The sequence below is a fragment of the Acutalibacter sp. 1XD8-33 genome (genome assembly GCF_003612555.1).
Taxonomy (GTDB): domain Bacteria; phylum Bacillota; class Clostridia; order Oscillospirales; family Acutalibacteraceae; genus Acutalibacter.
This window is the reverse complement of record NZ_RAZF01000010.1, coordinates 1-16740: the sequence shown is the minus strand read 5'-3', so window position 1 is coordinate 16740 and position 16740 is coordinate 1. Positions and strand designations below refer to the sequence as shown.

General features: G+C 58.1%; 28 protein-coding genes, 1 tRNA gene and 2 pseudogenes. All 31 read right to left on the bottom strand.

Going from position 1 to position 16740, the window contains the following annotated elements:
* Nucleotides 1–26: 26 nt before the first annotated feature.
* Nucleotides 27–188, bottom strand: coding sequence for a hypothetical protein (locus D7X94_RS18420; protein WP_158590962.1), 162 nt, complete (start codon nt 186–188; stop codon nt 27–29).
* Nucleotides 178–576, bottom strand: a complete 399-nt coding sequence (locus D7X94_RS08625; RefSeq protein WP_120427324.1) for an HK97-gp10 family putative phage morphogenesis protein — start codon at nt 574–576, stop codon at nt 178–180. Before D7X94_RS08625 ends, D7X94_RS18420 begins: the two co-directional genes overlap by 11 nt.
* Complete coding sequence (locus tag D7X94_RS08620; protein ID WP_120427323.1) at nt 573–1787, bottom strand: phage minor head protein; 1215 nt, start codon at nt 1785–1787, stop codon at nt 573–575. The genes D7X94_RS08625 and D7X94_RS08620 overlap by 4 nt, the downstream gene beginning before the upstream one ends.
* Nucleotides 1771–2004 carry a hypothetical protein gene (locus tag D7X94_RS08615; RefSeq protein ID WP_120427322.1) on the bottom strand — a complete coding sequence of 78 codons (234 nt, stop codon included), beginning with the start codon at nt 2002–2004 and terminating at the stop codon, nt 1771–1773. The genes D7X94_RS08620 and D7X94_RS08615 overlap by 17 nt, the downstream gene beginning before the upstream one ends.
* Nucleotides 2001–3530 carry a phage portal protein gene (locus tag D7X94_RS08610; protein WP_120427321.1) on the bottom strand — a complete coding sequence of 510 codons (1530 nt, stop codon included), beginning with the start codon at nt 3528–3530 and terminating at the stop codon, nt 2001–2003. The genes D7X94_RS08615 and D7X94_RS08610 overlap by 4 nt, the downstream gene beginning before the upstream one ends.
* 90 nt (nt 3531–3620) lie before the next feature.
* Nucleotides 3621–4844 (bottom strand): PBSX family phage terminase large subunit, encoded by a 1224-nt coding sequence (locus tag D7X94_RS08605; protein WP_120427320.1) that lies wholly within the window; start codon nt 4842–4844, stop codon nt 3621–3623.
* Nucleotides 4837–5259, bottom strand: coding sequence for a helix-turn-helix domain-containing protein (locus D7X94_RS08600; protein WP_120427319.1), 423 nt, complete (start codon nt 5257–5259; stop codon nt 4837–4839). Before D7X94_RS08600 ends, D7X94_RS08605 begins: the two co-directional genes overlap by 8 nt.
* 29 nt (nt 5260–5288) lie before the next feature.
* Nucleotides 5289–5633 (bottom strand): hypothetical protein, encoded by a 345-nt coding sequence (locus D7X94_RS08595; protein ID WP_120427318.1) that lies wholly within the window; start codon nt 5631–5633, stop codon nt 5289–5291.
* 14 nt (nt 5634–5647) lie between these two features.
* Nucleotides 5648–5770 (bottom strand): annotated as a pseudogene (nrdD, locus tag D7X94_RS08590) (anaerobic ribonucleoside-triphosphate reductase); the annotation flags it as partial.
* 144 nt (nt 5771–5914) lie between these two features.
* Nucleotides 5915–6469, bottom strand: a complete 555-nt coding sequence (locus D7X94_RS08585) for a hypothetical protein (protein WP_120427316.1) — start codon at nt 6467–6469, stop codon at nt 5915–5917.
* Entirely contained in the window at nt 6457–7248 is a 792-nt protein-coding gene (locus D7X94_RS08580; protein ID WP_120427421.1) for a phage antirepressor, read from the bottom strand. Before D7X94_RS08580 ends, D7X94_RS08585 begins: the two co-directional genes overlap by 13 nt.
* A 760-nt stretch (nt 7249–8008) precedes the next feature.
* Nucleotides 8009–8120: transfer RNA gene (locus tag D7X94_RS18415), tRNA-OTHER, on the bottom strand.
* A gap of 126 nt (nt 8121–8246) precedes the next feature.
* Nucleotides 8247–8564: a hypothetical protein gene (locus D7X94_RS08575; RefSeq protein ID WP_120427315.1), complete on the bottom strand. Its 318-nt coding sequence runs from the start codon at nt 8562–8564 to the stop codon at nt 8247–8249.
* 10 nt (nt 8565–8574) lie between these two features.
* Entirely contained in the window at nt 8575–9303 is a 729-nt protein-coding gene (locus tag D7X94_RS08570) for a hypothetical protein (protein WP_120427314.1), read from the bottom strand.
* Between the two features lie 2 nt (nt 9304–9305).
* Nucleotides 9306–9854, bottom strand: a complete 549-nt coding sequence (locus D7X94_RS08565; RefSeq protein WP_120427313.1) for a LemA family protein — start codon at nt 9852–9854, stop codon at nt 9306–9308.
* A 107-nt stretch (nt 9855–9961) separates the two neighbouring features.
* Nucleotides 9962–10165 (bottom strand): hypothetical protein, encoded by a 204-nt coding sequence (locus tag D7X94_RS08560; RefSeq protein ID WP_120427312.1) that lies wholly within the window; start codon nt 10163–10165, stop codon nt 9962–9964.
* Nucleotides 10143–10457, bottom strand: a complete 315-nt coding sequence (locus tag D7X94_RS08555) for a hypothetical protein (protein ID WP_120427311.1) — start codon at nt 10455–10457, stop codon at nt 10143–10145. The genes D7X94_RS08560 and D7X94_RS08555 overlap by 23 nt, the downstream gene beginning before the upstream one ends.
* Nucleotides 10432–10764, bottom strand: a complete 333-nt coding sequence (locus D7X94_RS08550) for a hypothetical protein (RefSeq protein WP_120427310.1) — start codon at nt 10762–10764, stop codon at nt 10432–10434. Before D7X94_RS08550 ends, D7X94_RS08555 begins: the two co-directional genes overlap by 26 nt.
* The gene (locus D7X94_RS08545) at nt 10761–11069 is read right to left on the bottom strand and encodes a hypothetical protein (protein WP_120427309.1); all 309 of its coding nucleotides are present in this window, start codon (nt 11067–11069) and stop codon (nt 10761–10763) included. Before D7X94_RS08545 ends, D7X94_RS08550 begins: the two co-directional genes overlap by 4 nt.
* Before the next feature lie 79 nt (nt 11070–11148).
* Nucleotides 11149–11367, bottom strand: coding sequence for a hypothetical protein (locus D7X94_RS08540; protein ID WP_120427308.1), 219 nt, complete (start codon nt 11365–11367; stop codon nt 11149–11151).
* Between the two features lie 27 nt (nt 11368–11394).
* Complete coding sequence (locus D7X94_RS18410) at nt 11395–11541, bottom strand: hypothetical protein (protein WP_158590961.1); 147 nt, start codon at nt 11539–11541, stop codon at nt 11395–11397.
* Between the two features lie 21 nt (nt 11542–11562).
* Nucleotides 11563–14058: a DNA methyltransferase gene (locus tag D7X94_RS08535; RefSeq protein WP_120427307.1), complete on the bottom strand. Its 2496-nt coding sequence runs from the start codon at nt 14056–14058 to the stop codon at nt 11563–11565.
* A gap of 26 nt (nt 14059–14084) precedes the next feature.
* Entirely contained in the window at nt 14085–14291 is a 207-nt protein-coding gene (locus D7X94_RS08530) for a hypothetical protein (RefSeq protein WP_120427306.1), read from the bottom strand.
* Complete coding sequence (locus tag D7X94_RS18755) at nt 14263–14460, bottom strand: hypothetical protein (RefSeq protein ID WP_199715054.1); 198 nt, start codon at nt 14458–14460, stop codon at nt 14263–14265. Before D7X94_RS18755 ends, D7X94_RS08530 begins: the two co-directional genes overlap by 29 nt.
* Nucleotides 14418–14591: an HNH endonuclease gene (locus D7X94_RS19840; RefSeq protein ID WP_442857897.1), complete on the bottom strand. Its 174-nt coding sequence runs from the start codon at nt 14589–14591 to the stop codon at nt 14418–14420. The genes D7X94_RS18755 and D7X94_RS19840 overlap by 43 nt, the downstream gene beginning before the upstream one ends.
* Complete coding sequence (locus D7X94_RS18145) at nt 14592–14810, bottom strand: hypothetical protein (RefSeq protein WP_147401688.1); 219 nt, start codon at nt 14808–14810, stop codon at nt 14592–14594.
* Nucleotides 14811–15020, bottom strand: a complete 210-nt coding sequence (locus tag D7X94_RS18140) for a hypothetical protein (RefSeq protein WP_147401687.1) — start codon at nt 15018–15020, stop codon at nt 14811–14813.
* 94 nt (nt 15021–15114) lie between these two features.
* Nucleotides 15115–15630, bottom strand: a pseudogene (locus D7X94_RS08525) (DNA cytosine methyltransferase); the annotation flags it as partial.
* 13 nt (nt 15631–15643) lie between these two features.
* On the bottom strand, nt 15644–15841 hold the full coding sequence (locus tag D7X94_RS08520) for a hypothetical protein (RefSeq protein ID WP_120427305.1): 198 nt from the start codon (nt 15839–15841) through the stop codon (nt 15644–15646).
* Nucleotides 15838–16239, bottom strand: a complete 402-nt coding sequence (locus D7X94_RS08515; protein ID WP_120427304.1) for a RusA family crossover junction endodeoxyribonuclease — start codon at nt 16237–16239, stop codon at nt 15838–15840. The genes D7X94_RS08520 and D7X94_RS08515 overlap by 4 nt, the downstream gene beginning before the upstream one ends.
* Nucleotides 16232–16740 (bottom strand): hypothetical protein (locus D7X94_RS18405; RefSeq protein ID WP_199715052.1); only part of this gene is annotated, 509 nt, incomplete at its 5' end. The genes D7X94_RS18405 and D7X94_RS08515, both read right to left, overlap by 8 nt.

Genomic DNA, 16740 nt, shown 5'->3' with positions numbered 1-16740 from the left:
TAGTTTACCATAAACTTCCCTTAAAGTCAAGGGTTTTCCGGAATTTCCTCCGCCTTTTTCACTTCCTCCCGGCGCACCCGCAGCAGGCGCACTCCGCCCTTGACCGGGACCAGCTCCACCCGGTCCCCATGGCGGAGAACCATTTCCAGCGTTTGGAGCTGTTCCGACGTCAAGCGGCTATTTCCCATGAAGCTCCCCCTTGATAATGGATTCATACTCTTTGGCGTGGCCGGCCACGGCGGGCTTAAGGTAGGGCTGGGCCCGCTGGCCATGGGTCAGGTGCCAGTTGCCTTTGGCATCCTGGTAGACCCAGGGATCCTGCCTGCCGCCGGGATAGTATTTGCCGGTGCCCAGCTCCACATAGGCGGCGTATTCGGAGTTGGAGCCGATGTAAACCGCCTGTTCTCCCGGCTCCACCTGATGGGAGATGGAGTTGTGCAGATTGCCTGTGTCCACGGGGCACATCTTCTTCGCGTACTCTTCCCCTTTGAGTCCGCATTTCTCCAACGCCCGCAGCACGGCGGCCTCCATCCCGGCCCGGAATTCGGCGCTGTTGTCGGTGATTTCAACGTTCATTTCTTCCCCCTTTCCTCCTTCCTTTGTTGCTGTGCCAGCTTTTTCAGAGCTTCGTACTTATGCGGGGCCCGATATTTCATCTGCTGGAACGCCCGGAACGTCTTAGGCGCTTTTCTGCCCAGAAGCTCCACATAGTGATTGTACTGCCTCTGATCGGCGGACGCGTTCTTGCCCATCTTCTGGTATGTTTCCCACATATACCGGTTTTCCGCCTTTTTCCAGGCCTCCCACTGGGCGTAGGTCATGTCGGGGATCACGATGTTCTCCTCGGCCTCCGGGTCGCGGGCGCGGCGTATGGGGTTTGGGGGAAACGGCGCGTCCCGCACCTCTGCCGTCAGGGTGCACCGGCAGTTGTACACATTGGAGGGATTGGCGTTAGGGTCCCCCGGATACATGATATCCCCCAGCTCAGAGTGGAAGGGCTTGTCCCGGTCCTGGGTCTGGCCGTCCAGCAGGCGGTGGGCGTGGCGGGTGCGGTTGTCCAGGGTTGCCAGCCATTGCTTCTTGAGCCGGATCCCCATGTCCTCGGCGGCGGCGTAGCTGTCCATGCGTCCGGCGTTCTGGGCCCCGGTCACGGCGGTCCGCGCGGCCCGGATGGCGCTTGTGCGGTTCATGTTGGGAATATTGGTCTGAAGCCGGTCGGCCAGGTACTTGATGCTCTCCCCCTGTAGAATCCCGCTGGTAATTTGGGCGGTGATCTGCTGCTTGCCCCATTTCAGATCAATACCGCGCTTCACCGCCCGCTTTGCCGGATAATACGGCATAAGGTCCGGCCGCTCCACGATCAGGCGCTTCACGGTCTGTTCGTCCCACAGGTCAAAGCCAACATTCGCCCCAACCTGGCTCTCAATGGTGTAGGCCGCATAGTTGCGGTTGAGGGAGTAAATGGCAGGGGTCCGGTCATTTATATATGCGGAGGCAACTTCATTTGCGTCCGTCATTCGCTCCGCCACCCGGTCCCGCAGGGCCTCAAACCGTTTCCCACGCCCGATTTGCGCCAGCCGCCATTGGGTGTACTGCTGCCGGGTGATTTTCCCCTCCTGCAAAAGCTGGAGCTGTTCTGCGTCCCGCTCCTTAAACCGCTCGAAGTAGACGTCGATTTTCTCTTGCAGCTCCTTAGCGGCATTTTTGTATTCGGCTGCGATGCGGGATTCCAGGGCGGCAAGCTCGCGGTCGGTGCGGGAATGGGCCAGGTCAGGTTTGCGTTTCATTAGGCTCTTCCAGATTGCTTATAATATTTTTGAGCGATTGGGATGCCGCCTCCGAAAAGGTCGCGTCGAGAACGACATCGTTCTTGTCCGCAACGAACAGTCCTTCCCCTCCGATTGGCTTTAGTCCGCATTTCCCATCAAACAGACCGTAAACAATGAATTTCTCTCCCGTCGGTTTGTAAATTACAATATCTTTAGGTCGAAAATCGCTCATCATTCCTCACCCCTTATAATCGCCAGCGCTTCCTCCCGCGTCACGCCGATGGAGGTGGTCAGAATCCGCACGGCCTGCCCTTCCGTGATGTCGCCGCTTTTCAGCCCCTTGATCACCGTGATCAGGCTGGATGTCTGGGACCCGTTCAGGGTTTTGCCGGTGGCCTCTTCCGCCGCCTCTATGGCCTCCCCGGCGGTAGGGGTGTCCTCTCCGGACTCCTCCTGCCGGGAGGGCTCCGGGGCAAAGCGCTCCAACTCCTCCGCCTCCATCTGGGCCAGGAGGTTCTTCACCTTGTCCCCGTCCCCCCAGAGAATCAGCAGCTTTTCCGTGATATAGGTGCGGGGAAGGAAATCCGCCCCCATCAGAATGGTTTGGGTCTCCTCCTGGGTGTTGATAATCTTGCTGCGGGTATAGCTGGGCTCGTCCTCAATGCCCGCCAGCTCCAGAATGCCCAGCAGGAACCGGGTCACCTGGGTTTCGAAATGATCCGCCCGCAGGTCCATGGGCACATACATGGCCCGGATGGCCGTGGCGGTCTGGTTTCCGGCCAGCACGGCGGACACGTCAAAAATCTGAAAGTCCGTATAGAGCCGCTTTTCCAGCCGGGAAATAGCCGCGTCGTTGCCCTGCACCGGGGCTTCTATGGAGTGGGGCTGGGCAGTCGCTCCCTGGTCGCCCTCCGCGTGGAGCACATGGGTCCTCTTCACCTGCTGGATAAACTGGGCGTCGTCCAGGTCGTCCATGCCCTCGCAGTTCACCAGCACCCAATAGATCAGGTTCCCCTCGTCCACGTTGTTCACCATGCCGGAGGTCACCAGGTCCAGGGCGTCCACGGTGTTCCGCTTGCCGCAGAGATAGGACCGGCTCTTCTTGTTGTTTTTCAGGGGGACGATGGGAAATCCCGGGTAGTTCTCCCCGGCCACAATTCTGGAACCGTCCGCCGGAGAGGTGGAGGTCAGCAGCTTATAGGGCCGCTTTCTCTCATAGACCTGGATATCCTCCCCCTTGCGCTGGATATAATCCGTGTAGCCGTCGGGCTCGTAGAGGGTGAACCGCCGGGGCTTTTCCGGGTCCACCTGCCAGAAGCGGATCCCCGCTTTCATGGCCCCGTCCTCCTCGTCCTCCAGGGGGGCGTATTCCAGCACCCCGAACACGTCCACATGGTCCAGATTCCAGAAGCCGTAGGCCGCGCCCTCGATCAGAGCGGTTTGCCCCGCCTCCATCAGCTGCTGGTCCAGGGGCATGGTCTTTTTCCCCAGCCTGCCCTTGGTGTTTTCCTGGGTGAAGGAAACCCCGTTGCCCAGCAGATAGCCGCAGAGCTGGTCCACCGCGAAGGTGAAAAATCCGCTGGCGATTTTATGATTGGCCGCGTACAGGTCCCGGTGGGCGAGGCCGTGGGCGTCGTAGAGCAGCTTTTCATACCGGGCGATGGTGGGGTTTTCCTGCTCATAATATTTCCGGGCGCTCCGGGCCGTCTGATAGCGGCGGCTCTGCCTGTGCTCCTCCACCGCCTGCCGGACAAACTCCATCCGGCTGGCCTCATCTTGCCCGCAGGCAAGCAGGTCCTGATAGGTTCTGATACTGGGTCGCCTCCTTTTTTCTCTCTTTTGGGATGGGCTCTAAACCGCCGGGCCGGACCGCCGGACCAGCTTCTGCGTCCGGACGAAATACCGGACCGCGTCCATACAGTGGTCGCCGGACTTCAGGGGGGCGTCCTCCCCCCGGGCCGCCGCCCCGCTGTCCCACACGTAGCCGGGGAACTCCCGGATGGTGTTTTCGCATTGGGGCGCGAAGGCCAGCAGATCATTCTGCAGCAGCACTCCCACGTCGTCCAGGCCCTCCAGGACCCGGTTGTCCCCGTCCCGCACATGATACCCCACTCGGCGCAGCTGGACCTTCAAGGGGGCGGCGGACGGGTCCACAATCACCGCCCTGGGGGAGATTCCGTCCAGCATCCGCCGCAGGCCCTCCACATGCTCGGCGGTGGTCCTCTGCCGCATGGCCTCCGCCCCGGAGTAGTAGTACTCCCCCAGGCAGATCCAGCGGGCGGAGTCCGCCTGCTTCCGCCAGAGGAGGAACACCGTGGCGTTCTGAATGCCGAAGTCCGTGGAAACATACCAGGGGCCCTCTGTGGGGGGGATTTCCTCCAACACATGGCGGTCCGGGTCGAACATGGGGTAGATTCTGCCCTCGGCGGCTACCCAGAGCCCCTTCACGTAGCGGTCGTGGAACACCCCGGTATAGGTGCGCTGATAGCGGTCCCGGATTTTCTGGGAAAGGGCCGGGTTGTCCGTCAGGTCGAAGTGCAGATACAGGGCGTTATGCTTCTCCCGCTGGTCGATCCACTCTGTTTTGAACCAGTGGTTGGGGGGGCCGGGGTTGCAGGAAAACCAGATCCTGGACCCCTCCACAGAGCACCGGGCCACGGCCTGATTCACAAAGCTCTCGGGCATCAGCACCACTTCGTCCAGCATGGCCCCGGCCAGAGTGCGGCCCTGGACCAACATGAAAGCGGCCTCGTCCTTTCCGCCGAACACCTCGAACCAGTTCACCCGGCGGCCCCGGCGGACTTCCAGAATTTTCTGGGACCGCCGCCAGCGCAGGGTGTACCGGCTTTTCGCGTAGCTCATGGACAAATAGGGGACCACGATGTTTTTCACGGCGCTGTCCACGGTTTTCCCGCAGATCCCCAGCCTCTGGCCGGAGAACTCCCTCATGGCCCAGTCGATAAAGGCCACGGCCATCAGAGAGGTTTTGCCCGACCGCACCGCTCCGTCGCAGATGAGAACCTCGTAGGAGCTGTGGGGGAAGGCCAGAATTTTCTTTTGCTTATCGCTAATCATCGCTTTCCAGCCTCTCCCCCAGCTCCCGCAGGCTCCGGCTCAGACCGTCCTCTTCGGCCTCCTCCTTGGGCCCGCCGCCGAATGCGGTGTACTTGTCTATGAGGATGGCCATGGTGGTGGCGATCTGCTGTGGGGTAGTTTTGGCGTAGCGCTCTGGCTTTTTCAGCTCCCCCAGGCAGATCCCCAGCACCTTACACACGTCGTCCCGCTGGCTTTCCATGTAGTCCAGAATGTCCGCCGTGTTCTGCTCTTTTTTCTGCTCCGCTTTTTCCCGCATATGGGGATCCCCGAGAACAACCCGCTTTACAGTGGTGTCCGCTACCCCGTGCATTTTCGCGACGGCGTTGTAGCTGCCCAGCTGCACATAATCCGCAATGATCCGCTTTTTCTTTTTGTCGGTCAGCCTTTGGGCCACATTCTCGCCGCCTTTCCCACAGGAAAGATCTACTCTGCCAGTGAAATCCTGCCCCCGGTGAAGGAGACGTCCTTCAGGAGCACGTCGGGGAAGGTGACGATCTCGCCCTCCTCCAGCTGAATCGCCAGCTCGAATCGGTCTACGGGGAACAGATTCGGGGACTTGCGTTCCAGCTTCATCAGACGGCCGGTGTAGTCTTTGTAGGACACTTTCATTTCAGATTCCTCCATTTTCTGGTTGTCTTTTTTCATAGCTTCTTCCAGGCCCTGCAAGGTCCGCCTCACAACTTCCACAACAGCGGGAATCTCCCGGAAATTATTCCCGGAATGGGGCCCGAACTCGCAGCAGCAGCAATTTGTGCTTTGGTTCTCCATTTTTGATTTGCCTCCTATTCTTTGACGTTCACCTGATGCTTCACCCGGTCCCGCTCCTCGGCGCGCTTGGCGTTGTTCCAGCGGTCGGTGGTGCCTACCAGATAGCCGGTAATGCGCCGGATCCGCTCAAAGCCTACGCCCTCGCCAGGCAGCTTCGGTTTTTCCATCCTGCCACCTCCTCCCTTGGGACAGTCCACAGGTGTCTGATCTGCCTGTCCGCCAGCCCCAGGGCCCATGCCATGATCTGAATAATTCCTCATCCTCTTTCAAAATCAGGTCGTCTATAGGTCACATCCTGTTTTTTTGTCTGTATCGCAGGGCACACTTTGGATCTGCCTGCCCAGAGGGATTTCGCAGACGCGGGCACTTTGGATCTGCCCTATCATTTGGGTCAATCTTTGGTTATGCTCCATCTGGGCGGCCTGCAGCTTCATTCTGAAATTTGCCTGAGACAGCTCCCACAATCGGGAATCTGCGCCATTGCAGCAGTTTTGCAATGCATACCAGCTGCGTTCCTCGGGGATTGTATTGCAAAGCCCTGCCGCGCCCGTCATTTGCTGCTCCACAGTCCTTCTTTTGCTAATCCATTCCAAAGAGCCGTCGCCGTTAAGTCTGAGCCCGTCTAAGCCCCACCAAAGAATCAGGATATATGGTTCCTCCCGTTCCTGCCAAAGGGCCTCGCATACAGTGGCAAGGCGCTCCATATACTCAGGTGAGGAAAACTGCGGAGGCTGGTCCTCCTGACCGCTGTTCCTGTCCTGGGCCGCTGCAGTCAAGAGAAACAGAACATATAGGACTACAAAAATGGCGGATAATACGGCGGCTATGTACCACATTCGTTTCCCTTCTCCCGCCGGTCCCCGAGAAAAACCCCCACAAAATACTGCTGGCCCTTGCCGGTGACTTTCGGGGTTTTGCTTACGCTCACATGGCCGTCGGCGTGGGTGACGCTGGTCTCCTTGATCTCGAAAAGCCTCATCTCCATGGCCCGCTGTGTGGGCATGTTGTAGTCCGATCCCGCCCGGCGGATCAGATACCCGTTGTCCCGCATCCAGGCGAAAAGCCGGTTCTGGCCCGTCTGCACCCCGTTCTGCCTCAGCAGCTTAGCCAGCTCCCCCACAAGGATGGAGGTGTTGGAGGCCGCCACCGAATCCGCGAACAGCACCTTGGGCCGGTCCTCTTCCACCTTCGCGGACAGGGCCCTGGACCGCGCCCGCTCCCGCTTCACCTCCTGCAAAAGGCGGATGGCCGTGTCCGGGTCCCCCAGCATGGCCTCTATGGTGGATTCCGTGGCGTAGAGCCCGTGGCGGCGGATACTGGGGATCACATCATGAGTAATCCACCGCTTGAAGGCCTTGCTCTCCGGCTTACGGCTGCCCAGCACCAGGGAGTAAAGGCCGGGCTCGTTGACAATGGACATTTTCTGGGAGCCGCCGGGGGTGTCGGTTGAAGCGACGCCCTTTTCATCCTCATCCAGACGGGTCATGGCGTCCCTTCCGTTCTTGATTTCCAGCGCCGCGCACACGTCCGCCGCCACAAACCAGGGCTCCCCATCCCGGAGAAAGGCTCGCATCTGGCCGAACCGAGGGTCCTGATAAATCTGCATCTCATTCATTTCCATTTTCCTTTACCTTTTGATTTCTGAGCCGGGCTGTCATTCAGGGCTTTCATGCTTTCCGCCTGTGCTTCCCTTATGTCCCGCGCCCCCCGGTCATGCCCGGAAGGGCCCACATATCCCGCGCGGGCAGGGATTTGCACCCCGCATCTGCTCATGCAATTCGCCTGCGTTTTCGCACAAAGCTCTTGTGTTCAAGCGCTCCGCCGGATTCGAACCGGAATTGCAAGTTTTACAAAACGCAGAAAATTATGCGTCTACCTATTCCGCCACCGCACATATTTGCCAGATACTCTCCCTCTCGACCTCTCCGGCACTGCGCACTCCCTACCAGGCGGCCGCCCTTCACCACACCGTGCGCGTCCCATATGCCGTGATTGCAGATTAGCGGCTCGCGACCCGCCCGCTCTGCACAGCGTCCACGGCCAGGGACTTGAACCCTGCAGGGAGCTGCCCCGGCAACCTGCGCCGTGAATATTATGTGGCTTGGCACAAAGCCTGACGTGCGCTTATTGTACAATTATCACACGCCCTTGTTCTTCTTCCGGAGTTCAGCAATTATCGCGCTTAACTGCTTTTCCTCTTTCCGATTATCCAAGACCACACTGGTGCCAGCCATAGGCTCATGCGCCAAATGGCCCGCATATCGTGTACGCATCTTGCAGCGGCGTACCGGCGTCCCTTCTAATCGCATGAGTTGCGTCCGGCTTTCACGGATGGGAGCGGCCCAGCTGAGATAACCCCGCGCGGGGGAATTGTTTGCCGCCGCCCGGATTTGAACCGGGGGCCCGCGGAGTGGATAACGGCGTTCTCGCCCAGCGCCTGTTGACGCTTCCTTCGTCTCCACCGCTCTGCCACTGAGCTACGGCGGCATCTCCCCGCCCCGGGAAAACAGGAAAAACCGGGGCGGATTTAGAAAGGAAAACACTTCTTGTACTCTCTTTCACACCTTTTACGATAGGCGAACAAAACGAACAAAACGAACAAATGCAAAAAGTTTACAAATTGTTTTCAAATATCCGGTTATACTCCATGCGCAGCGCGTCCGGGGATTTCATGCTGTGGATTTCCCGGCGGACCAGGTCCCAGCGGGGGCCGTGCTTCATCACCGCCCGCACCAGCTTTCGCTTGTCCCAGGGCAGCGAACCGGCGAAGGCCTCCGTCTCCATTTTAGAGGCCACCAACTGAGCCATCCGCTCCCCGTGCTGTTCCTGGAAGGAAAGCATCTCCCGCAGGGGCAGGGCTTTCCACTGGCGCTCCAACTCCCCGATCTCCTCGCAGGTATCCGCGTGCCGCTCCAAAAGCTCCTTTGTCATGACGCACCTCCTATTCCATCCACCTGTTTTCCAACCGGAAAAAGCCATATGTCAAAGCGCCGGTAACGCCCGCCCAGACAAGCCAAAACACCCACCGCCAATCCCGGCTTTCCAAGAATTTCCTGGCCTCTTCGATGTCCATATCCTTGTAAAAGGGGGAATCCTCCGAAATACCGCCGTCTCTCAGTTCGGTGAAAACCATCCCCGTACAGCTCGCGCCTGTGCCATAATATTTGTACCGGATTTTTGCGGATTCCCGAATGGTGGCGATATATTCCATCCCCGGAAGCTGAATTTTTGTGGAGGGGAAAACCGACCCGCAGAACAATACCTCTTTGCAGGTCTTTTCCTCCGAAGAAACCCGGTCCCACGTCCAATATTCCTCCGTGGTATAATAGGTTTCCGTTTTTCCCTTTGCGTTTGTTCTGGTGTGCCTTACTTGTCTGGTGTGCCTTGTATGCCGCTCCTTCACCTTTTCCAATGCCATATATTCCCCGCCAATTTCGGGGAAGGAGACCGGGTCCACAGCGGAAAGCTCTCCATGCACGAAAGCGTTTCCCAAGCCGGTACGCATTCCATACTGAAAAAGCTCCGCGTCCGCAATTTCCGCCGCCTTTTGGTAAATCTCATCCTGATCCAGCTTCGCCTGCCAGATTCTTTGGGAAATCACCATCCCGATCAGCAGCATAACCGCCACGATTCCCACACTGGCAAGGACTTCCCTCTTGGTAACCTCCATTTTCAGCGCTCCTCAAAAAGATCCTGGGGCGCGCTGGCGGGGGCGTCATAATCCAGATATTCAAACTCTGCGGACTGATAGCCCAGAATATCCAGGCACATCCTGCCCGGAAAAGACCTGACATGCCGGTTATAGGTCTTGACCTGTTTGTTGTAATTGGCACGATACTGGGCGATGAGATTTTCTGTGACGGAAAGCTCGTTCATAAGCTCCCGGTAGTTGCCATCTGATTTCAGCTCCGGGTAGGCCTCCGAAACGGCCGCGATTGCGGTGGAGGCATTTCCGATATTTCCTGTGCCGCCCCGCCCCTCTACAATGGCCGTGAGGGTTTCCGCCTCGTGCCGGTCGTATTGCTTCACGCAGTCCGCCAGGTTATAGACCAGATCCACCCGGCGCTTCTCCTGGACGGCTACGTCGGACTTCGCGGCTTCCACCTGCTCTTCCAACGCAATCGCCTTGTTCTGGGCCCCCTGTACGGCAAAAACAGACATGAGGCCTACTGCCGCCAAAATAGCCGCGATGATCCCATACAATTTCAGTTTGCTTTTCATAATGTCCTCCTTTTCGTTACTTTTTCTTGTTTGCGTTAACCAGGCCGATCACAAACAGGGACACAATTTCCACCACGATGACCAGCAGCGTCCCTGCCCAAAATAGGTTAATGTACATGCCGCCGCCCTCCTTCCCCGATCATTTTTTCGATTTCCTCCGGCGAAAGCCCCGTGTCCTCATACTCCCGCAGGCGGCGGTAGCGAGCTACTTCTGAGCACATGGTTTTGCCCTCCTTCAACCGGCGGCAGGTATTGGCATTGCCGCACACATCGCGGCAGTAATCCCCGTCAGGGATGGTCAGTCTGTCCATCCTCTTCCTCCTTGTCACGTTCGTCCCGGAAAATCACGCAATCGCCAGAGTCAAAACCCAACTCAGCGCATTTTTGTATTGTGAAGGTCCCGCCGCTGTGGTATGTTTTCCAAAGCATAAGCCTCTGAACAATGTGGAAGTATGAAAAAGCCGCTGCAAACCGCTCCTCACCCTCCCCTGGCACAATGTCCATATACTCCAGGTACTCTTCGAATTGGCCAGTCAGTTCCTGCATCAGCGCAATACATCCGTTGACAATTTCGGCCTCAGAGTGGCTTTCGATGTGTTCCATGTGTTGCCTCCTTTTGCTCAGATTCCGGACGTCCCGCTAATCTGTCTGCCAGCCGCCGGATCTTGGCGGCCTTGACCTCCTCCACAAGGGGGCCCACGGCGAACAGAATCTTCATCTGCTCCAGCATGATCTCCACATCGGCGATTTCCTCCGCAATGCTGGAGACATTATCCGCGCCTCTGTGGTTTTTGCACAGCTCCTTTTGCAGCTCGGACATTTCCTCCATCACCATGAAAACCTGGGGATCCGCCCCATACTGATTCAGCGCTTTGCGGAAGACCACCGACGCTCTCAGACTGTCGCTCATCCCAACGCCTCCTTCATTTTGTGGATTGCGTATACCTGCTGGTTCTTCAGGGGGATGACCCTTTTCTCGAACTCTGTATCGGTCATCGGAAATAGGTAGAAGCGAATCTCCTCAAGCTCTCCGTCCTCATTGTAGAACTTGCGGCCATACACTACATGGTCCGCCCCGGTCTCAGCCAGCACCTTCTGGGCCTCACCCTCAAACTTCTGGAGAGTTTTCTGCATATCTTTTCTTGGCATCTTGCCATGCACGACCGGCCCACCTTGAGGCCAGTAGGCCCAGCTGACCAGAGATGTGTCTCTCATCATCATCGCCTCCTATGCGTTCCGGGCCTATTCGGCACACGCCGCCGCCTCTTCGTAGGTGTCGAAGTAGTCAACGTATTCAATCTTTGTTTTGTTCATGGTTTTCCTCCTTTACCCGGCGGCGCATCCCTCGGATATTGATTTTCATTTCGATTTCCATCTCCTTGTACATGTCGATCTGCCTCTGCAAAGAAACGCTATGATCGTGCCTTTCCTGCCGTTCCAGAATCTCCAGCCGGGACTGAATCCGCTCTAACTCTCTTTCATACTGCCGGGCGTCCCGCTCAAATGGATCCACTCTCCTCCGCCTCCTTCGCTTTCGCTTTCAGCCAGTGGGGCATACCGTTGTGCCCACATGGCAAAGGTCCCTGGCCGGGCATCTTTCCTCGCAGTCCTCCGCCGTCATGAGCCCGCAGATCCAGTCCCCCAGCTCCGTATCGCTCATGCTCTTCAGCTTTTCCCGATTGGTCATTTTATGGCCCCCTTTCTTGCGTCACCCGGCGCTGGGGCCCACCAGGTCAAACAGGGTGGGCTGGTCCTTCTGGGCCTGGGCGGACCGGCAATACTCCACGCCGTCCACGAAATAATCCGGGTTCAGCTCTATGCCATAGCCGATCCGCCCCATTTTTACCGCCACCTCGGGGACGGTCATCAGCCCGCCAAAGGGATCCAGCACTAGGTCCCCCGGAGAGGAATACCGCTCGATCACACGCTCCACAATGTCCAGCTGCAGCGGGCAGACGTGCATTTGCTGCCGCCTTTGGCTCTGGCTGGTGTTCAGGGTCCTCATCCGGGACACATCGTCCCACACCCAGGGGGACCAACTCTGGGCCGGGATGGTCTCGAAGGTCTTGGAGAGCCGTCCCGCTTCCAGCAGGGCCTCCCCGTCGGCGATATGCTCCTTATAGTCATATATCCGCCGCCGGGAGCTCTCCCGGTAAAGTCTGCTGATTTTTCCAATGGGCAGAGAGGCCAGTTCTTCCGGGGTGGGCCTCCTGTCTCCGGAGCTGCGCCAGAAGCCCGCCGCGTCCACCTGCCATCTGGCCAGGCTGTACTCCTCCTTGGACTTGACCACCGGCTGGTCCGCGTAGGCCTTGGAGGTGTCGCTGGGCAGCTTGCGGAACAGCAGCAGGTACTCCGGACACCCCACTCCCATTTTTGTGCCGTCCTTGCACTGCTCCGTGTACCCCAGCCGGTAGGTCTGGTTGTTCTCCCGCACCACGTCTGTCAGCACGGTAATCATGCCAAAATACTGAAACCCATGCTTCCTGTAGTGCTCTATGCACAGGGCATGGAATGGCTCCATCGTGGGCATTCCCGTGCCTGTGGCGCTGCCGAAAAGCACCCGGTCCTTGACATGGACCACCATTACCCGGCCGGGCCGCAGCACCCGCAGAAGCTCTGGAGAGAGGTAGTCCATCTGGCGGAAAAAACCTTCCGTGTTCTGGTTGTGGCCGAAATCGTTGTAGCTGGCCGTATATTCATAGTGGTTGGAGAAGGGGATGCTGGTATGGATCAGCCCCACGGAATTCCCTTTCATGCCCCGCAGCTCTAAAACACAGTCGTTATGTACCGCTGTGAAGCGTTCCTCCTTCACCTCCTGCCGTTCCACCCCAATGGACCGGGACAACACGTCCATCCGATTGTGGGAGGACAGGCCGTATTCCCGGACAATCCTTGCCATCTCCTGGGTCATTTCGTTGTACTGAGACCACTTTTCCTGCAGGGCTTGGAGCACCTCTGCTTCCTGGTCCAGATAGATAATGTCGATCACCACCTCTTCTCTCTGCAAAAAGCGGTAAATTCTGTGAATAGCCTGAATGAAGTCGTTGAACTCAAAATCAATTCCCACAAAAATCGCCCTGTGGCAGTGCCGCTGGAAATTGCAGCCGGAGCCGGAGATCTCCTTCTTTGTGGCCAGCAGGCGGCAGCGGCCCTGGGCGAAGTCCGCGCTGGCGGCGGCCCGTTCTTCCGGATCTTGGGTCCCGTAGATTTCCCGGGCCTCCGGCAGCAGCCGCTTGATCTCCCTGCGCTCCGCTTCCAGATCGTGCCAGAGGATGAAATGATCCTGAGGGCTCTCTTCCACCAGCTCCGCCGCATAGGCCGCCCGCTGGGCCACGCTGTCCCGCTTGAGCTTCATTGCCCCCACCATCCCCACAGCCGCCTCCTCATAAAGCCGTTCTTGGCCGTCCCGGTCCGTGGAAATTTCTGGGGAGGTCTCCAGCTTGTGATACCGCACCCGCATGGGGGGAAGGTCATAGCCATCGTCGGCATATCCCAAATCAGAGGGCTTTTGAATGTACAGGGCCCAGCTGGATACCCAAAGCCAGAATTCCCGCTCCTTGCCAGGATACAGGGTCAGATTGTTGGCTTTCTGGCTGTCCCTTTTGAAAAACCGGGTTAGGGCCTGGCCTGTGTCCATCACCTCCAGATATCCCGCGTAGTGAATCAACTCCTTGTACTTATTGGGGGCGGGGGTAGCCGTGGCAACCAGCTTGAACTCCACCCCTTTGAATTTCTCCAAAAAAGTTTGATAGGTCTTGCTTCCAAAGCTCCGCAAAACCGAGGCCTCGTCCAGGCTGGCGGCGGTAAAACCCCTGGGGTCGATATCCCCATCCCGGACGCGCTCATAATTGGTGAGATAAATCCCCTCTTTTCCCGCCTCGTCCATATGCCGGATGTAGCGGGGGGCCTCCATCCCCAATAGTTCCACGGCGTCGTGGAGAAACTCCGCCCGTACCTCCAGCGGCATGACGATCAAGGCCCGGCCTCCCTTGTGCCGCAAAACCAGGCGGCAATATTCCAGCTCCTGAACGGTTTTTCCCAGGCCAAAGGCCTCGAAAAGCGCCCTTCTGCCGCCGCGCACGGCCCAGGCTACCCCATCGCGCTGATGGGGAAGCAGCGCCGGACTGATCTCCGACGGATCGATGGCAATTCCCGTTTCCGGCGCGATATCAATCTTTGAACGCAAAAAATCCAAATAATCCATTTTTATTTCCCTCGATTTCCTGATATCTATCCCAGCTGAGTTTCAATAATGGCCGGAAGCTCCTCCGACAGCGCCCCGGCCTGCTTCAGGGTCAGGCCCACCATGCCTCTGTCGCCCGCGATCACAATCCCCCTGCGGTCGTCGTCCACAAAGTATTTCAGCCCCCTGCAGCTGCTGTCTATGGCCCGAACCGAGAACGCGTTCTCAATCCGGTATGCCTCCATGTCCTGCATAGCCCTCTCCTTCCAACTGATAAATTGCCCGGAATACCGGGTAAAACTGCTGGGGAACCACAGCGTTTCCCAGACATTTCAGCCGGTTCACCCGGTCCTTTATGCCGACCGCGATCCTGGGCACGTTCAAAGGTTCGTCCTGCCAGAAGCCAATGTTCTGCGCTGACACACCGTTTTGCCCTGAGCCCAATGAAGTCTGGTGTGGCACCCCGCGCACAGTGTCATAATATTTCCCGACGTATTGTTTTTCGGATTCTGGTCTATGTGATGCGCCTGAAGATTTTCTTTTGCCCCGCACATCTAGCAGCTTTTTCCGCGCATTTTCGAGCTCCTCTTCCTCAATGCTGCCAGAGTAGCGTCTGCCTTTGTATATCCTTTTGCCATGCATTTTCTGCTGCAATATACTCTGCGCAGAAACGCTCCCATATCTTCCAACCTGCCATTGTATCGTTTTCTCACCATGAGCGCTCCACAAACAGGGCATCGCTTGACCGGAGCTGTTTTTTCTGCCATCGCCATTTATTCCACCTCCGTCCATCCTATTGGAAATCCTTGCAGCCACTCGACCCAATCCGGATTCAGCTGCCCGCCGTTCCTTTGTGCCATGTTCCGGCGCTCTTCCTCCGTGATCTCTCCCGCCGCTTCCAGCTTCTTCAACTGATGATAGTTCCCGCTGCCGCCGCATAGGCCCGCGCCGGTCGTGGGGGTCGGGTACATTAAAGCCGCCATATGTAGCCCCGGTTTCCCGTGGCTGTCCCTCCCGTTCGGCCCGCCGTGTTCTGCCATTGAAGCCGTCGGCGTTGGGAACATTTCCCGCATCGGTGTTCGCCACAATCGCGCACCTGTCCCGCCTGTGCGGGGCGTCGACGGCACAAGCCGGAATAATAAACGCTTGTGTGGCGTATCCGATACTTTCCAGGTCAGAAAGCACCGTGTCGAGCGCCATTTTGATGATTCCAGCAACATTCTCGCCAATAACCCAACGGGGCCGCAGTTCTTCAATAACCCGCAGCATTTCCGGCCAGAGGTAACGGTCATCCTCACAGCCTCTTCGCTTCCCGGCAACGGAAAACGGCTGGCACGGGAACCCTCCGGAAATAAGGTCAACTGTTCGTAATCCTGTTCGTTCATGAAAGCTCTCCTTTGTCAGCGTCCGGATATCCCGCCAGCGGGGCACCCCAGGCCAGTGTTTTTCCAGCACCTTTGTGGGGTAATCCGCCCACTCGCACTGCCCGATGGTGGTAAACCCCGCCCATTCCGCCGCCAGATCAAGCCCCCCGATCCCCGTAAACAGGGAGAGGTGGGTCATTTTCTTATCTCTGCTCTTTGCTCCAGGCATGTTTTCACCCTCCTTATTTCTCCGGGTCCACATCCTGCAGGCGGCAGATGAGCACCGAGCTCTCCGCCGTCAGGTCTTGCAGCTCCGCCTGGTATACCGGCTGGGCGTTCCTGTCCTGGCGGTAGATATACGCGGTCAGACGGTAGGCCGCTCCGCTGGGCCTGTAGATCACCCGCCGGTTCATCCAGTCTTTCACCTCTTTGGGCTTCATGGGGAGAACACCTCAATTTCTTCCGCCTTAATCCAGATCCCAGCCCTCTGGGCCCACACCTTCTGCGCCGTCTCCGATACCACCTGCGCGTCGTCCTTCCAGAATCCCGCCTGGGTCATGCAGTCCTTCAGGAGCTTCTGGAGGTTGTCCGTATCGGGCCGTGTGGTTTTCCACCCCGCTTTGCGCTTGCCCCTGGGGAACTGCCAGCGGGTACAGAGCCGCACGGGCCCCTCCCATGGACTGGCGGGCCTGTAGGGCGCGAGAAAGAGCAGGAATATCCTTCTGGCGTCCGCCAATCTTTCCGGCTCGTAAAACCGGGGCTTTCCCCCCACAACCGCCACTTTTTTCTGCTGGTGCGTCACTCGCGGCGGAACCAGATCCAGAAAAAACTCAGCCATTCCCCAGCAGCTCCCGCAGCATCTGAACTTGTTTGCGCCGGGCATCGTTCCATGCGACACACCAAGCGGCACGCCTAGCGGAATCCCTGGCGGCACACCAAGCGGCACATTCAGCGGCACACCTATCGGAATACCTGGCGGCACATTCAGCGGCACACCTAGCGGCATCCATGGCGGCACACCACGCGGCGTCCATAGCGGTACGCCTAGCGGCACACCACGCGGCATACTCAGCGGCGTCCCTCGTGGCGTCCCTCGCGGCCTCCCGGGCTTTTTCCAACTGCCTATCGGTAGTTTCTCCCCGCATCCATTTCCGCTTGGCCTCAACGGCCGCTACACTCCGGGGATCGGGGTTTTGCACAGATGCCAGCGCCTCTTCCGCACACCAGCAGGCAAACTCATGGAGAATCATCTCGTCCACCAGCTCCGGCCTCAACACCGCCCATAACTTGTCCGCGGCACTAACTTCCTCTTCCGGCAGATCTAGTACATCCAGCGCGG

Coding starts and splice junctions, on each gene's coding strand:
- D7X94_RS08555 (WP_120427311.1), bottom strand. CDS start 10,457: ATGGAACACATCGAAAGCCACTCTGAGGCCGAAATTGTCAACGGATGT.
- D7X94_RS08615 (WP_120427322.1), bottom strand. CDS start 2,004: ATGATGAGCGATTTTCGACCTAAAGATATTGTAATTTACAAACCGACG.
- D7X94_RS08605 (WP_120427320.1), bottom strand. CDS start 4,844: ATGATTAGCGATAAGCAAAAGAAAATTCTGGCCTTCCCCCACAGCTCC.
- D7X94_RS18420 (WP_158590962.1), bottom strand. CDS start 188: ATGGGAAATAGCCGCTTGACGTCGGAACAGCTCCAAACGCTGGAAATG.
- D7X94_RS08515 (WP_120427304.1), bottom strand. CDS start 16,239: ATGGCTGAGTTTTTTCTGGATCTGGTTCCGCCGCGAGTGACGCACCAG.
- D7X94_RS08585 (WP_120427316.1), bottom strand. CDS start 6,469: ATGTGGTACATAGCCGCCGTATTATCCGCCATTTTTGTAGTCCTATAT.
- D7X94_RS08620 (WP_120427323.1), bottom strand. CDS start 1,787: ATGAAACGCAAACCTGACCTGGCCCATTCCCGCACCGACCGCGAGCTT.
- D7X94_RS08570 (WP_120427314.1), bottom strand. CDS start 9,303: ATGGAGGTTACCAAGAGGGAAGTCCTTGCCAGTGTGGGAATCGTGGCG.
- D7X94_RS18140 (WP_147401687.1), bottom strand. CDS start 15,020: ATGGCGGCTTTAATGTACCCGACCCCCACGACCGGCGCGGGCCTATGC.
- D7X94_RS08575 (WP_120427315.1), bottom strand. CDS start 8,564: ATGACAAAGGAGCTTTTGGAGCGGCACGCGGATACCTGCGAGGAGATC.
- D7X94_RS08530 (WP_120427306.1), bottom strand. CDS start 14,291: ATGCAGGACATGGAGGCATACCGGATTGAGAACGCGTTCTCGGTTCGG.
- D7X94_RS08560 (WP_120427312.1), bottom strand. CDS start 10,165: ATGGACAGACTGACCATCCCTGACGGGGATTACTGCCGCGATGTGTGC.
- D7X94_RS08550 (WP_120427310.1), bottom strand. CDS start 10,764: ATGAGCGACAGTCTGAGAGCGTCGGTGGTCTTCCGCAAAGCGCTGAAT.
- D7X94_RS08595 (WP_120427318.1), bottom strand. CDS start 5,633: ATGGAGAACCAAAGCACAAATTGCTGCTGCTGCGAGTTCGGGCCCCAT.
- D7X94_RS08535 (WP_120427307.1), bottom strand. CDS start 14,058: ATGGATTATTTGGATTTTTTGCGTTCAAAGATTGATATCGCGCCGGAA.
- D7X94_RS08580 (WP_120427421.1), bottom strand. CDS start 7,248: ATGAATGAGATGCAGATTTATCAGGACCCTCGGTTCGGCCAGATGCGA.
- D7X94_RS08625 (WP_120427324.1), bottom strand. CDS start 576: ATGAACGTTGAAATCACCGACAACAGCGCCGAATTCCGGGCCGGGATG.
- D7X94_RS19840 (WP_442857897.1), bottom strand. CDS start 14,591: ATGTGCGGGGCAAAAGAAAATCTTCAGGCGCATCACATAGACCAGAAT.
- D7X94_RS18145 (WP_147401688.1), bottom strand. CDS start 14,810: ATGGCGATGGCAGAAAAAACAGCTCCGGTCAAGCGATGCCCTGTTTGT.
- D7X94_RS08610 (WP_120427321.1), bottom strand. CDS start 3,530: ATGGAGTTTGTCCGGCAGGCGGTGGAGGAGCACAGGCAGAGCCGCCGC.
- D7X94_RS08545 (WP_120427309.1), bottom strand. CDS start 11,069: ATGAGAGACACATCTCTGGTCAGCTGGGCCTACTGGCCTCAAGGTGGG.
- D7X94_RS18410 (WP_158590961.1), bottom strand. CDS start 11,541: ATGACCAATCGGGAAAAGCTGAAGAGCATGAGCGATACGGAGCTGGGG.
- D7X94_RS08520 (WP_120427305.1), bottom strand. CDS start 15,841: ATGAAGCCCAAAGAGGTGAAAGACTGGATGAACCGGCGGGTGATCTAC.
- D7X94_RS08565 (WP_120427313.1), bottom strand. CDS start 9,854: ATGAAAAGCAAACTGAAATTGTATGGGATCATCGCGGCTATTTTGGCG.